This is a genomic window from Streptomyces sp. NBC_00582 (assembly GCF_036345155.1).
GTDB lineage: Bacteria > Actinomycetota > Actinomycetes > Streptomycetales > Streptomycetaceae > Streptomyces.
The window spans coordinates 7,086,814-7,099,886 of record NZ_CP107772.1; the positions used below are offsets into that span (position 1 = coordinate 7,086,814).

Below are 13,073 nucleotides of genomic sequence, written 5' to 3' on the forward strand. Positions count from 1 at the left end.
ACCCCGCGCGGCTCAGAAGCCGTGCGGCAGCCAGGGCGCCACCGCCGACCCGAACCCCACGGCCGCCGCCGCAAGCGCCCCCTCCCGCACCTCGCGCACCCGCCCGCCCGCACCGAGCGCTGCCAGGCTCACCCCACCCAGATACGCCGCCCCCAGCTCCCGTACCGACAGGACGAGGTCGGCCGCGTCCGCCGTACGCTCGCACACCGCGCCCTTCGGATCGCCCGACAGCCGCCAACGCCCCGCGTTCCACGGGCAGAAGGGGTCCTCGACCTCCAGCACCACATCCACCGGCGCCTGGTACGTCCGCGCCTGAAGCGCCGCGCCCACGTCCACCAGCCGTACGTACAACTGGTCCCGCACCCGCAACCCGCACCGCCGGATGTCGGAGACCTGGTACTGCCACGCCTCGTCCATCGGCCGCGCCCGCACCTTCAGCGAGGTCGTCAGATCGATCCCGAACAGGAACCGCCACAGCGCCGCCTCCGACACCGGGTCCAGCCCCGCGAGGTCCTGGAGCTCCACCTGTCCGTTGTGCCCGGCGTCCGTGTACTGCGGCCGCACCCGGAAGCGGGCGAAACCCGTCACCTGCCCGTCCCGCTCGGCCAGCACGCACTGCGTGGGAGACGCCCCGTCCCGCTCGGTCTCCGCCTCCACCACCCCCAGCCGCTCCCAGCCCGGCCGCCGGGCCAGCATCCCGGGACGCGCGGCGACCGTGCGCGCGTACACCGCCTCGCACCTGTCGAGCGCGGCGCGCGGATCGACGTACCGCAGCCGCACGTCGTCGGTACCGGCCGGCACGGACAGCCGTACCCGACCCGTGTCGATCTCGGCGTGCAGACCGAAGGTCGCCGCCGCGTACCCGAACCGGCCGTAGATCACCGGTTCCGACGCGGTCAGCACCGCGAGAGGCTCGCCCCACGCCCGGATGTCGTCCAACTGCCTCCGCATCATCGCGGTCAGCAGCCCGCGCCGCCGGTGCGTGGCGCTCACCCCGACCATCGTCACGCCCGCCGCCGGCACCGAGGCCCCGCCCGGCACGGTCAGCCGGAAGTCGAACGCCCCCGCCGTGCCGACCGGCTCCCCGCCGTCCCAGGCGCCGACGGACCGCTCGCAGGGGGTGAGCCGACGCCACAGCTCCCGTTCCTCGGCAGGCTCCGCGGTCCCGCCGAAGGCGCGCAGCAGGACGTCGTACCACTGGTCCCAGTCCTCGGACCGCAGCACCCGCAGCTCGACCCCCGGGTCCGCCGAAGCGCCGGAAGAGGTCGCGCGGCCTGTAGACCCTGTCGTCGTCGCCCCAGTCGTCATGCCTCCATGCCTAGCAGCCCAATGCGGGACGAGCCAGGGAATTTCTCCCTCCGTGCCACGTGAGCGCTTTCCATGAAGTTCACTGTGAAGTTGAACCTCGGACGGGGGACAAGTGGGACCTCCCGTGCCAAGCGGTGGGTTGGATGGATAGGGTCCCGAACTAATGGCAGAAGGACGACAGCGGCGCGCGGAAGCCGAGACGTTGACGGCCCGGTTGAAGCACCTCATGCACCGGGTCCGCACCGGCGTGCGCAGAAGCGCCGTCGACTACTTCCGCGGTGACGGTTCGGACTGGATCGCCCTGGCCTTCCTCCTGCTCACCGTTCCCCTGATCGCGGTCACCACCCTCGCCAACTCGGTGTGGTGCTCACCGGCCGCACTGGTCCTGCCGATCGTCGCCGGCGGCCTGCTGCTGCGCCCGTCCAGCCTGCTCGGCCTCTACGCGGCCGCGGCCACCGCCCTGATCGTCGAGTCCGTCCAGCTCGGCCCGTACACCCAAGGCCCCTCCCGGGTCACCCCGGGCGTGGTCCTGGTCGTGGCCGCATGCGGTTTCTTCGGCCTGCTCATCGCCCAGTTCCGCAGCCGGGTCGGGGTGCCCTGGAGACGCGGCGGCACCATGCTCTTCGACCTGCGCGAACGCATCCGCGTCCAGAGCAAGCTGCCGAAACTGCCACACGGCTGGCACCGCGAGATGGCCCTGCGCCCGGCCGGCGGCCAGTCCTTCTCCGGTGACTTCGTCGTCGCGGCCCGTACCAACGGCGGCCGCACCATGGAGGTCGTCCTCACGGACGTCTCCGGCAAGGGCATGGACGCGGGTTCACGCGCCCTGCTCCTGTCGGGCGCCTTCGGCGGCCTCCTCGGCTCCCTCCCCCCGCACGCCTTCCTCCCGGCCGCCAACGGCTACCTCCTGCGCCAGGACTGGGACGAGGGCTTCGCCACCTCCATCCACCTCGTCCTCGACCTCGACTCCGGCGACTACGAGCTCTACTCCGCCGGTCACCCGCCGGGCCTCCAGCTCAGCGCGGGCAGCGGCCGCTGGGAGGAGAAGGCCGCCGAGGGCCCGTTGCTGGGCGTCTACGAGGGCGCCCAGTTCGACCCCGTGAAGGGCTCCCTGCGCCCCGGAGACGTCCTCATGCTCTTCACCGACGGCCTGGTGGAGACCTCCGACCGCGACATCGTCGAGGGCATCGACCGCCTCACCGGCGAGGCCGACCGCTATGTCGCGGGCGGCTTCCAGGGCGCCGCCTGGCACCTCATCGAGGCGGTCGCCAAGGACGTCAACGACGACCGCGCCCTGCTGCTGGTCTGCCGCGAGGGCCCGACGGCGACGGCCACAACGCCCGTTCCCTGACCCTCCGTTTGTGCCACCCCTGTAACTACTGCCGCTTCGCGATTGCATCGGCGATCGAGGACTTGCTACAGATGGAGTACAGACGGAGTTGCGTGCGGTGCGCAGGACGTGACAGTCAGACCTCACCGGGGGAGGCGGGTTCCACATGAAGTTCGACATGGGTGCGCAGACGTTGTCGACGTTGCAGCGTGATTCGCGTGGGTCGAGTGATGATCTGGGTTCGTTGATCAAGCAGTTGGTGCAGGCGGCGACGCCGTTGGAGGGGAAGTTCAACGGTACGGGTCGGGCGATGTTCGATCAGTTCAAGGCGCGGGCGGATGAGATCGCGAACGATTTGAACGCGTCGTTGTCGGGGATTCTGGGTGGTCAGTCGGGGATGGACTCGGCGTTCTCGTCGGGTGATCAGGAGCAGGGTGACAACGCGCGGCAGCAGATGTCGGCGGCGAACTTCGATGCGGCGCGGTTCGGTGCGCGCTGAGCGTGCGGCCTGAGTCCGGTTCGGTTTCTTTCGGTTCTACGGGGAGTGTGTGATGGCTGGTGCGGGTTCGGATCGTCGGTCGTATGACACGGGTGCGTCTGCGGATGCGCAGGGGAACATCCAGGCGGTGGTGGCGCGGTTGGAGGAGGTGATCGGTCAGCGTGATCGTCAGGTGAAGGCTGCGATGGCGGATTTCACGGCTGATGGGGTGGCGGATGAGTATCACGGCAAGGAGCAGCGGTGGAATCGTGCGTCGACTGAGGTGCGGAACATCATCGGTCTGTTGAAGTCGACGTTGGAGCAGAACGACGGTACGGCGCAGTCGACGATCCAGCGGGCGAAGGCCGCGGTGGACAACATCGGCTGACGGAGTTTCTGGTAGGGAACGGGGGTGTGGCGGGTGCCGGGCTGGGATCTGCAACCGCAGGGTATTTCGGGTGTGTTGAAGACGACGGGGGAGACGGCGTCGCATCTGCAGAAGCATGCGACGGCGTTCGGTGAGCATCTGACGTCGGCGGCGTCGAGTGCGGGGACGATTTCCGCGGATGCGCCGGCGGCGGGTGGTGAGCAGGCGCAGGGTGGTCTGGTGGCGTTGGCGTTGTCGCAGTACGCGGAGCGGGCGTCGAAGGATCTGTCCTACGTGGCTGCTCGTGCGGGGAAGTCGCTGCAGGGCGTGGTGGATGCCACGACGGCGTATCTGAACGGTGATGAGCAGATGGCGTTGGAGGCGCAGCGCAATACGCTCAAGGCGCCGAAGCCGGACATGCCGGGGACGGGCAAGGCGTGATCAAGCCGGAGGAGATTCCTCAGTTCACCGGCAATCTGTTCCAACTGGAGCTGGATCATGCCGCGTTGAAGAAGGACGCGGGCGATGTCCGGACCACGGGCAGTGATGTGGATGCCCAGTTCCAGGGTCTGTCGGCGTTCTACAAGGCGCCCGAGGCGGAGCAGCTGTTCGCGACGACGAAGCCGGTGAGGACGAGGGCGGACGATTTCGCCACCGACCTGGAGACGGTGTCGTCGGCGTTGTCCTCCTACGCGACGGAGATCCGTCCGCTGGTGTCGAAGCTGCTGGAGCTGAAGACGAAGGCTTCGACGTTCGTGGCGTCGGTGAAGGACGACGACGAGTGGGAGTACGACGAGGACAAGGTCGATGAGCACAATCGGCTGCGGGACGACATCACGGCGACGGTGGCGGCGTTCTGGGCGGCGGAGCGGACCTGTCACAACAAGATCACGGCGATCTGGGGCGGGACCCAGATGGTGGCGGGGGACGGTTCGGAGCGTAAGGACCAGTACGGCTTCAACGCGGAGGACCTGAAGAACGCGAAGCTTCCCTGGGGTGACCCGGTGGAGGAGAGGCATCACTGGTACGAGGTCGGCCACTGGGTGAAGTCGTTCGTGTGGGACGGCCTGATCGTGGACGGCATCTGGGGCACGATCAAGGGCCTGGGCACGCTGGTGGGCTTCGGCGGCTGGGACGCGATGGGCCAGGCGTGGAAGGGTCTCGCGCAGCTGGCGACGGGTCTGGCGCTGGCGTCCGTCCCGGGGGTGGGCACCGCGTTCTGGCTCATCCCGGACGACAAGCTCCCCTCCTGGATCCGTGACTCGCGCACGGCGATGAAGGAGACGGGCAAGGCGCTGGTGGCGTGGGACGAGTGGGGCAAGAACCCCGGCCGGGCGGCCGGTGCGGTCACCTTCAACGTCCTGACCACGGTCTTCACCGGCGGCGCGGGCGGTGCGGCGGCGGGTGCGGGCAAGGCGGGTGCGGTGGCGAAGGCGTTGTCGATCGCCGGCAAGGCGGGCAAGGTCATCGACCCGATGACGTACATCGCCAAGGGCGCGGGCGCCGGCCTGTCGAAGATCGGCGACATCAGCAAGGCGCTGAAAGGCATGGGGAACATCGAGATCCCCAAGCTGCCGGAGAACGCGATCACCCTCCCCGAGGGGACGGTCAAGCTGCCCGACGGGACGTTCCACCTGCCCGAGGGCGCGGCGCTCCCGGAGGGCGCGACCAAACTCCCGGACGGCAACGTCAAACTGCCCGACCACGCCCCCGCCCTGCCGGAGGGCTCGGTCAAGCTCCCCACGGACGCGGGCGCCCCGGCCCGCTACTACGACCCCCAGGGCAACCTCCTCGACGAGAACGGCACCGTCCTCAAGGAGGCCCAGGACGGCCCCGGCGACATCGTCGACCAGCCCGACCCCCACACCCCGGCCTCCGGCGCGGACACGCCCCACGTCGACTCCCCGGCCAAGGAACCGGCCCTCGTCGGCGCCGGCACCCACACGGCGGAATCCGGGGCCCAGCAAATCAACCTCGGCAACAGCCTCGACACCGACCTCGGCGACATCGGCCGTGTCGGCGACGACGTGACCACCACACCGGCGGTCCACGCGGGCCACGACCTCCCAACCGTCCACGCCACCGACCAGCTCCCCGGTGGTTCGGCCCACGAGCACGGCTCGGGCCCCTCCGCGAGCCATGAGCCACCGACCGGCCACGGCGAAGGCCCTGGAACCCAGCACGGCGACGGTTCGGGATCTCACCACGACGGTCCGACCACCGGTACCCATGAGCAGACCGGCTCGGCGGGACACGGCCATGAGGGCGGCAGCACGCCAGGCGGCCACGAGAGCGGCCCGGGCGGGTCGGGCGGGTCGGGCGAGGGCGGTGTTCCGGGAGACACCCCGGGTGGCGGGCACGAGCCTTTCCGGGACTCCGAAAGGGTCAGCGAGGGTGACCATGCGGCCAGTCCTCCGACCGGCCCCATGACGCCGCACCAGGAAGCCGGGGTCCAGGCCGCGCTGGATCGAGCGAAGATGTCGGCGCAGGACCAGCAGCGCCTGCTGACCCAGTTGCGCAAGGGGGAGTACGGCGCCGGAGTGGCCGAGCACATCGCCCGCGGGGACTTCGCCGATTGCCCGGGCTACCGGGAACTGCTCAACCAGACCAAGCAGAAGGGGATGCTTCCCGCAGTTCACCAAGCGATGGAGTACGCGGCGGAGCTGAGGGCGCACGGGGTGGAGGATCTGGCCTTCGAGCACAAGCTGCCGAAGGAGAATCTGGACCTCGACGTTCTGGTGAAGTCGGGAGACGAGATCAAGTACGGATGCCAGCTCAAGGACGTGCAGCATGAGCACGGCATTGGTTCCGCGGCGCGTAAGATCGCTCAGAAGCAGCTGGGCGGCGACATCGACGGCCCAAAGGTCGCGATTCTGGACGTGCACGACACGCGGGCCGCTCTCACCGAGTCAACCGTCAAGGACGTCGAGTTCTACGCTCAGAGGACGGGAGCGGTCTTCCAGATCCGATTCCGGGACGGCTCGGTCACCATTCCGCCCGGCGGCCAGATCTATCCATAAGGAATCCGTATGTCTGCGTTGATGCGCGCACCTGTTGAGTGCGCCTCGTGGGAATGGGAGCTGGACGCGTTCGCGCAGCCAGGTCTGGACTCTGCCTTGATGACCGCAGTGCGAATGTCCTCCCTTCTGCGTGACCATGGTCTGATGGAGCCGGACACGCTGAAGTGGCAATGGCTCGTTGCTGGGCGCGGCAGCGTCGGAGTCACCACCGGTCTCGCGCTTCGGGGAAAACTGAATGAAGCCGAACTCGCTCAGCGTATTCAGCAGTGTCGCCCCGTGGGGTTCCCGGATGCCGAGATCGGCGCGCTGACAATGTCCGGGACGGGAACCTGGATCGACGCGGGAGGCACGGAGCACAGCGAGCCCGATCTCGTCGGACTCACCGTCTACGCCGATGAGCGTCATCTGGCGGCGGAAGTCGCCGTGTTCCACGATGTCTGGGGCTACTGCGACTTCGGTGGAGTTCCGCACCCGGACGTACAGAGGCGAAACGCTCCTCGTCTGGCCGCTGCCCTTCAGGAACTCGAATTGATGCTCGGTGCGGCCGCCGAGCCCGGTGATCCGACGTACTTCGGGCGGGCGGAGGGATACGGGTTGGAAATGCCTGACTTGATCGACGGGCTGGGCCCCGACCTCACCGACATGCTGTGAGCGGTGGCCCGATGCCTGTGGCTGGGGGGTGAGGGTGGTTTGGGGGTGAACGGCCCCTGTGTCCCCATGCGTTGGTCATGGACTTGTGGTGTCTCTGTGCGGATCGTCACCCCCGATTGCACAGGCAATCGGTCAGTTGATAGGCATGAGTCTGCGTGCAGTGCGCGCTAGGTGAGACGAGTGAGCCGAACGGGGGCCTTCATGAAGTTCGACATGGGTGCGCAGACGTTGTCGACGTTGCAGCGTGATTCGCGTGGGTCGAGTGATGATCTGGGTTCGTTGATCAAGCAGTTGGTGCAGGCGGCGACGCCGTTGGAGGGGAAGTTCAACGGTACGGGTCGGGCGATGTTCGATCAGTTCAAGGCGCGGGCGGATGAGATCGCGAACGATTTGAACGCGTCGTTGTCGGGGATTCTGGGTGGTCAGTCGGGGATGGACTCGGCGTTCTCGTCGGGTGATCAGGAGCAGGGTGACAACGCGCGGCAGCAGATGTCGGCGGCGAACTTCGATGCGGCGCGGTTCGGTGCGCGCTGAGCGTGCGGCCTGAGTCCGGTTCGGTTTCTTTCGGTTCTACGGGGAGTGTGTGATGGCTGGTGCGGGTTCGGATCGTCGGTCGTATGACACGGGTGCGTCTGCGGATGCGCAGGGGAACATCCAGGCGGTGGTGGCGCGGTTGGAGGAGGTGATCGGTCAGCGTGATCGTCAGGTGAAGGCTGCGATGGCGGATTTCACGGCTGATGGGGTGGCGGATGAGTATCACGGCAAGGAGCAGCGGTGGAATCGTGCGTCGACTGAGGTGCGGAACATCATCGGTCTGTTGAAGTCGACGTTGGAGCAGAACGACGGTACGGCGCAGTCGACGATCCAGCGGGCGAAGGCCGCGGTGGACAACATCGGCTGACGGAGTTTCTGGTAGGGAACGGGGGTGTGGCGGGTGCCGGGCTGGGATCTGCAACCGCAGGGTATTTCGGGTGTGTTGAAGACGACGGGGGAGACGGCGTCGCATCTGCAGAAGCATGCGACGGCGTTCGGTGAGCATCTGACGTCGGCGGCGTCGAGTGCGGGGACGATTTCCGCGGATGCGCCGGCGGCGGGTGGTGAGCAGGCGCAGGGCGGTCTGGTGGCGTTGGCGTTGTCGCAGTATGCGGAGCGGGCGTCGAAGGATCTGTCCTACGTGGCTGCTCGTGCGGGGAAGTCGCTGCAGGGCGTGGTGGATGCCACGACGGCGTATCTGAACGGTGATGAGCAGATGGCGTTGGAGGCGCAGCGCAATACGCTGAAGGCGCCGAAGCTGGACATGCCGGGGACGGGCAAGGCGTGATCAAGCCCGAGCAGATCCCCCAGTTCACCGGTGACCTGGCGCAGTTGGAGCTGGACCACGCGAGTCTGAAGAAGGACGCCGGGAACGTCCGGGACACCGGTAAGGACGTCAACACCCAGTTCCAGGGTCTGTCGGCGTTCTACAAGGCGCCCGAGGCGGAGCAGCTCTTCGGCACCACCAAGCCGGTACAGGACCGGGCCGACGACTTCGCGACGGACCTCGAGACCGTGTCGTCCGCGCTGTCCTCCTACGCCACCGAGATCCGGCCCCTCGTCTCCAAGCTCAAGGAACTCAAGACCAAGGCGACCACCTTCGTCGACTCCGTGAAGGACGACGACGAGTGGGAGTACGACGGCGACAAGGTCGACGAGCACAATCGGCTGCGGGACGACATCACGGCGACGGTGGCGGCGTTCTGGGCGGCGGAGCGGACCTGCCACAACAAGATCACGGCGATCTGGGGCGGGACCCAGATGGTGGCGGGGGACGGTTCGGAGCGTAAGGACCAGTACGGCTTCAACGCGGAGGACCTGAAGAACGCGAAGCTTCCCTGGGGTGACCCGGTGGAGGAGAGGCATCACTGGTACGAGGTCGGCCACTGGGTGAAGTCGTTCGTGTGGGACGGCCTGATCGTGGACGGCATCTGGGGCACGATCAAGGGCCTGGGCACGCTGGTGGGCTTCGGCGGCTGGGACGCGATGGGCCAGGCGTGGAAGGGTCTCGCGCAGCTGGCGACGGGTCTGGCGCTGGCGTCCGTCCCGGGGGTGGGCACGGCGTTCTGGCTCATCCCGGACGACAAGCTCCCCTCCTGGATCCGTGACTCGCGCACGGCGATGAAGGAGACGGGCAAGGCGCTGGTGGCGTGGGACGAGTGGGGCAAGAACCCCGGCCGGGCGGCCGGTGCGGTCACCTTCAACGTCCTGACCACGGTCTTCACCGGCGGTGCGGGTGGCGCCGCGGCGGGTGCGGGCAAGGCGGGTGCGGTGGCGAAGGCGTTGTCGATCGCCGGTAAGGCGGGCAAGGTCATCGACCCGATGACGTACATCGCCAAGGGCGCGGGCGCGGGTCTGTCGAAGATCGGCGACATCGCCAAGGGTCTCAAGGGCCTCGGCAAGATCGACATGCCCACGCTCCCGGACGGCTCGGTCCACCTTCCCGACGGCCGTCTGCTGGAGCCGAACGGCAACCTCGTCTCGCCCGACGGCACCATCGACACCACACCGGTCCCGCACGAGTCCGTCCCGGCGTCGTACCAGACACCCTCCGGGCTCCCGTCCCACTGGACGACCCAGACACCGGGCCCCACGCCGTCGTACGCCGCGCATACGGCCGACAGCGGGGCGTACGCCGGGGCGCATGCGACCAGCGACGGGATCTACGGCGGTACCCCGCACTCCACGGCGGGCACCGGGTCGTACACCGGCGGCGTCCATGCGACAAGCGACGGGATCCACGGCGGCATCCCGCACTCCACGGGGAGCGGCGGGTCGTACACCGGCGGCTTGCACGCCACCTCGGACGGGATCCACGGCGGTATCCCGCACAGCACGGGCGACGCGGTCTCGGCAGGCGCGCACTCCGGTACGACCCCCTCGGCCTGGTACCACGACACCCCGGCGACCGGCCCGACGCACGACGTACCGACCACCACCCCGCACGACACCGCCCCGCACGAGACCACCCCGCACGACACCGCCCCGCACACGGGCGGCCACGACACTCCGGCCGCCCACCCGCACGACGGCTCGCACGGCGCCGGTCACGACGGCGCCGGTCACGACGGCGCGGGGTACGCGGACGACGCGGCGCACACCGGTGACCACGCGGGCGCCTGGGACCACGTGGACGTCGGCGACGGGGGCCTCGACACCGGCGCCCACCACGGCACCGACGTACCGGTCACCTCGGGCCACCCGGGCCCGGATGTGCCGGGGCATCCCGGGGCGGGAGAGCCGTTCGAGTACAAGCCGCTCATGTCCGGGGACGACTTCGACGCGCTCACGGATGCCGAGAAGCACGCGGTCGCCCAGGCCGAGCTCGCGCACGGCACGAATCCCGCGCCCAGTGTCAGCAACAAGGCGGGGTGGGACTACGGCAACGCGTACTGGAACGACTTCCTGGACGACCTGCCCACCGAGTCGAGGGAGTCGCTGGTCACCTATACCGGCAACGCCTACGACGACATCAACGGCCATCTGCGCTTCGGCAACGACGTGCCCGATTCGATCGTGCACACCATCGACGAGATGGACAAGGTCATGGGCACCCGCCCCGTGCCCGAGAACATCATGGTGGTCCGCGGCACCGCCATCGACCACCTCAATCTGGAATCGCCGCTGGACATGGAGGGCCGGGTCTTCGACGACAAGGCCTACACGTCCACCGCGCTGGGGGAGGGGCCGCCGCCTCCCTTCGACCAGAAGCCCGTCTACATGCATCTGCGGGTACCCGAGGGCACACCCGCCCTCTGGCTGGACCACCTGTCCAAGTACCCCGGGGAGCGGGAACTGCTCCTCGCCCGCGGCAGCAAGTACAAGGTGACGCGCGTCTTCCTGGACGAAGCAGGGAAGTGGCACGTCTACGGGGAGGTTCTGCCGAGGCCGTAGCCTCGTTGCGGAACTGGGAGAGCTGAAGAAATGTGGACGTCATGAGCAGTGAACGACCGATCAACCCGCGCTTTGCCGAGGACCTTCCGTTCACCGAGGTGGACCCTCCTCCGACGTACAGCCGGCAGACGGACGGGCCCGTCGCGCACCTCAGCGTCGCCGACGGGACGGGCGCGGTGATCGGGTATGTGTGGGCCAACGACGCCGACGACGCGGCCGGCTGGGTGGTACCGCCGGGGCTTCCTCCGCGCGCGGTGAACGCCGGAGCGTCATGGCTGCGGGCGCTGCGCAGCGGCAAGTCCCGGGGGCTCGCGCCCACGGCGCTCCTCGCCGAGCTGGCGCAGGGTGCGAACGACAACAAACTGAGCCATGCCGTCCCGAGCTCCCTCATGGAGGCCCCGTCTCTCGCGGCTCTGAAGGAACGGGTCGCCGGTGGCTGAACCGGTGCACGGGATCAACCCGCGCTTCGACGAGGACGTGCACTTCAACCTCGTGTCACCGGGCCCGCCGCGGTACCGGACCCGGACCGACAAGCCCGTGCGGTATGTCACGGTGGTCGACAAGCAGGGCGGTGCGGTTCTCGGCCATGTGTGGGCCAACGACGAGGACGACGCCGCCGCCTGGGAACCCCGACAGGCGGCCGGAGGCCGGGCCCTCGCCGAGGGCGGTCACTGGCATGCCCGGCTGGAGGAGGCCAAGGGGCGGGGTGTTCCGCCGTCCCGGGCCCTCGCGGAGATGCTGTCCCGCCCTGAGGGCAACCGCGGCCGGGTCCTGCCGGGTTCGCTCGCCGATGCTCCGAACGCGGACGCCGTCACGTCCCTCGCCGAGGGCGGCCCGGACCCACGGGCGAGCGCCCCTGCGACCCCTGAACGACCCACGGAGAACCCCCACCCGGCCGGTGTGCCGCAGCAGGCCGGGCCGTACGGGTATCCGGCGCCGCAGGGCCATCCCGGGTACGCCGCCTACCCGGGGAATCCCCAAGCTCCCAGCACCGCCTGCATGTTCTGCGCCGGTGGCCCCGCCGTGCACGTCACCTTCCGGGCCCATCGCGGGATTCTGATCCTGATGACCTTCGGGAAGCAGAGCGGGACGATGTGTGCGACCTGCGGGGTCGCGGTGTACCGGGAGTTGACCACGCGGACGTTGTGGCAGGGGTGGTGGAGCCCGTTCTCGTTGTTCCTGTTCACGCCGTTCACGGTCGTCCACAACCTCGTCGTCGCCCGCAAGGTGAAGAAGTTGCAGGCCCCGGCGCCGGGGCGGCACGGGCCCCAGGTCGACCCCGGCCTGCCCGTCCACCGGCGGCCGTTGGCGTACGTCGCGCTCGTCCCCGTGCTGTGGGTCCTGTTCATGATCGTGACGGGGCTGACCCAGGGGTCGTGACCGAGGCGGCCGGGCGGACAACCCCGTACCCCGGGTGTACGCCCCCGCCCCCCGTGCCTTATGTTGCACGGGCAAAGTAAGGGGGAGTTTGCATGCTGCACCACGGGCACGAGGAAAGGCGCGCGCCGTGACGATGAGCCTCGCCGAGGTCGAGGCCGTCGCGAGTGCCGCGCACGCCGGGCAGACGGACAAGGCAGGCCGGCCGTACACCGAGCATCTGCGGGCCGTCGCCGAGGGCGTCCGCGCCCGGGGCGGCGGTGCGGAGCTGATCGCCGCGGGCTGGTTGCACGACGCCGTCGAGGACCGGGCGCTGAGCGAGGAGTGGCTGCACGAGGCCGACCTCGACCAGCGCACCAAGGACGTCGTCCTCGCCGTGACCAAGCGGGAGGGCGAACCGCCCGAGGCGTACGCGCGGCGGATCCTGGCCACGCCCGGCGCCCGGCTCGTCAAGGCGGCCGACCTCGCGCACAACGCCGACCCGGGCCGTCTCGCCGTACTCGACGAGGCGACCCGCGCCCGGCTGGAGCGGAAGTACAGCGCCATGAGGCAGTACCTCGGCCTCACCCCGCAGGACTGACGGCACACCACAGAAGCTACGCACAGGACGACGAC

At 69.0% G+C, this 13,073-nt stretch carries 14 protein-coding genes; 13 read left to right on the forward strand and 1 reads right to left on the reverse strand.

The window, feature by feature from the left end:
* Positions 1–12: 12 nt before the first annotated feature.
* On the reverse strand, positions 13–1,224 hold the full coding sequence (locus tag OG852_RS32115; protein WP_330351534.1) for a GNAT family N-acetyltransferase: 1,212 nt from the start codon (positions 1,222–1,224) through the stop codon (positions 13–15).
* A 247-nt stretch (positions 1,225–1,471) separates the two neighbouring features.
* Between OG852_RS32115 and OG852_RS32120 the strand changes: the two genes are divergently transcribed.
* The 13 genes from OG852_RS32120 to OG852_RS32180 all read left to right on the forward strand — a co-directional run bounded on the left by OG852_RS32120 (position 1,472) and on the right by OG852_RS32180 (position 13,038).
* Entirely contained in the window at positions 1,472–2,659 is a 1,188-nt protein-coding gene (locus tag OG852_RS32120; protein ID WP_133911611.1) for a SpoIIE family protein phosphatase, read from the forward strand.
* Positions 2,660–2,804: 145 nt separating this feature from the next.
* Entirely contained in the window at positions 2,805–3,137 is a 333-nt protein-coding gene (locus OG852_RS32125) for a hypothetical protein (protein ID WP_133911612.1), read from the forward strand.
* Between the two features lie 52 nt (positions 3,138–3,189).
* Positions 3,190–3,504: a pore-forming ESAT-6 family protein gene (locus OG852_RS32130; protein WP_133911613.1), complete on the forward strand. Its 315-nt coding sequence runs from the start codon at positions 3,190–3,192 to the stop codon at positions 3,502–3,504.
* A gap of 33 nt (positions 3,505–3,537) precedes the next feature.
* Positions 3,538–3,924 (forward strand): DUF6507 family protein, encoded by a 387-nt coding sequence (locus OG852_RS32135; protein ID WP_330349793.1) that lies wholly within the window; start codon positions 3,538–3,540, stop codon positions 3,922–3,924.
* Entirely contained in the window at positions 3,921–6,503 is a 2,583-nt protein-coding gene (locus tag OG852_RS32140; RefSeq protein WP_330349794.1) for a hypothetical protein, read from the forward strand. Before OG852_RS32135 ends, OG852_RS32140 begins: the two co-directional genes overlap by 4 nt.
* Positions 6,504–6,512: 9 nt before the next feature.
* Positions 6,513–7,154, forward strand: a complete 642-nt coding sequence (locus tag OG852_RS32145) for a hypothetical protein (RefSeq protein ID WP_330349795.1) — start codon at positions 6,513–6,515, stop codon at positions 7,152–7,154.
* A 201-nt stretch (positions 7,155–7,355) separates the two neighbouring features.
* Positions 7,356–7,688 (forward strand): hypothetical protein, encoded by a 333-nt coding sequence (locus OG852_RS32150; RefSeq protein ID WP_133911612.1) that lies wholly within the window; start codon positions 7,356–7,358, stop codon positions 7,686–7,688.
* A 52-nt stretch (positions 7,689–7,740) separates the two neighbouring features.
* Positions 7,741–8,055 carry a pore-forming ESAT-6 family protein gene (locus tag OG852_RS32155; protein WP_133911613.1) on the forward strand — a complete coding sequence of 105 codons (315 nt, stop codon included), beginning with the start codon at positions 7,741–7,743 and terminating at the stop codon, positions 8,053–8,055.
* A gap of 33 nt (positions 8,056–8,088) precedes the next feature.
* Positions 8,089–8,475, forward strand: coding sequence for a DUF6507 family protein (locus tag OG852_RS32160; protein ID WP_330349796.1), 387 nt, complete (start codon positions 8,089–8,091; stop codon positions 8,473–8,475).
* On the forward strand, positions 8,472–11,081 hold the full coding sequence (locus OG852_RS32165) for an ADP-ribosyltransferase (protein WP_330349797.1): 2,610 nt from the start codon (positions 8,472–8,474) through the stop codon (positions 11,079–11,081). The genes OG852_RS32160 and OG852_RS32165 overlap by 4 nt, the downstream gene beginning before the upstream one ends.
* 41 nt (positions 11,082–11,122) lie before the next feature.
* The gene (locus OG852_RS32170; protein ID WP_133911615.1) at positions 11,123–11,521 is read left to right on the forward strand and encodes a hypothetical protein; all 399 of its coding nucleotides are present in this window, start codon (positions 11,123–11,125) and stop codon (positions 11,519–11,521) included.
* Positions 11,514–12,461 (forward strand): hypothetical protein, encoded by a 948-nt coding sequence (locus tag OG852_RS32175; protein ID WP_330349798.1) that lies wholly within the window; start codon positions 11,514–11,516, stop codon positions 12,459–12,461. The genes OG852_RS32170 and OG852_RS32175 overlap by 8 nt, the downstream gene beginning before the upstream one ends.
* 133 nt (positions 12,462–12,594) lie before the next feature.
* A complete protein-coding gene (locus OG852_RS32180) occupies positions 12,595–13,038 on the forward strand; it encodes an HD domain-containing protein (protein ID WP_133911840.1) in 444 nt (147 codons plus the stop codon).
* The last annotated feature ends 35 nt before the right edge of the window (positions 13,039–13,073 follow it).

Bases quoted from the DNA above. Each gene is read 5' to 3' on its own strand.
- OG852_RS32120 (WP_133911611.1), top strand. From the start codon at position 1,472: ATGGCAGAAGGACGACAGCGGCGCGCGGAAGCCGAGACGTTGACGGCC.
- OG852_RS32125 (WP_133911612.1), top strand. From the start codon at position 2,805: ATGAAGTTCGACATGGGTGCGCAGACGTTGTCGACGTTGCAGCGTGAT.
- OG852_RS32130 (WP_133911613.1), top strand. From the start codon at position 3,190: ATGGCTGGTGCGGGTTCGGATCGTCGGTCGTATGACACGGGTGCGTCT.
- OG852_RS32145 (WP_330349795.1), top strand. From the start codon at position 6,513: ATGTCTGCGTTGATGCGCGCACCTGTTGAGTGCGCCTCGTGGGAATGG.
- OG852_RS32150 (WP_133911612.1), top strand. From the start codon at position 7,356: ATGAAGTTCGACATGGGTGCGCAGACGTTGTCGACGTTGCAGCGTGAT.
- OG852_RS32155 (WP_133911613.1), top strand. From the start codon at position 7,741: ATGGCTGGTGCGGGTTCGGATCGTCGGTCGTATGACACGGGTGCGTCT.
- OG852_RS32170 (WP_133911615.1), top strand. From the start codon at position 11,123: ATGAGCAGTGAACGACCGATCAACCCGCGCTTTGCCGAGGACCTTCCG.
- OG852_RS32180 (WP_133911840.1), top strand. From the start codon at position 12,595: ATGAGCCTCGCCGAGGTCGAGGCCGTCGCGAGTGCCGCGCACGCCGGG.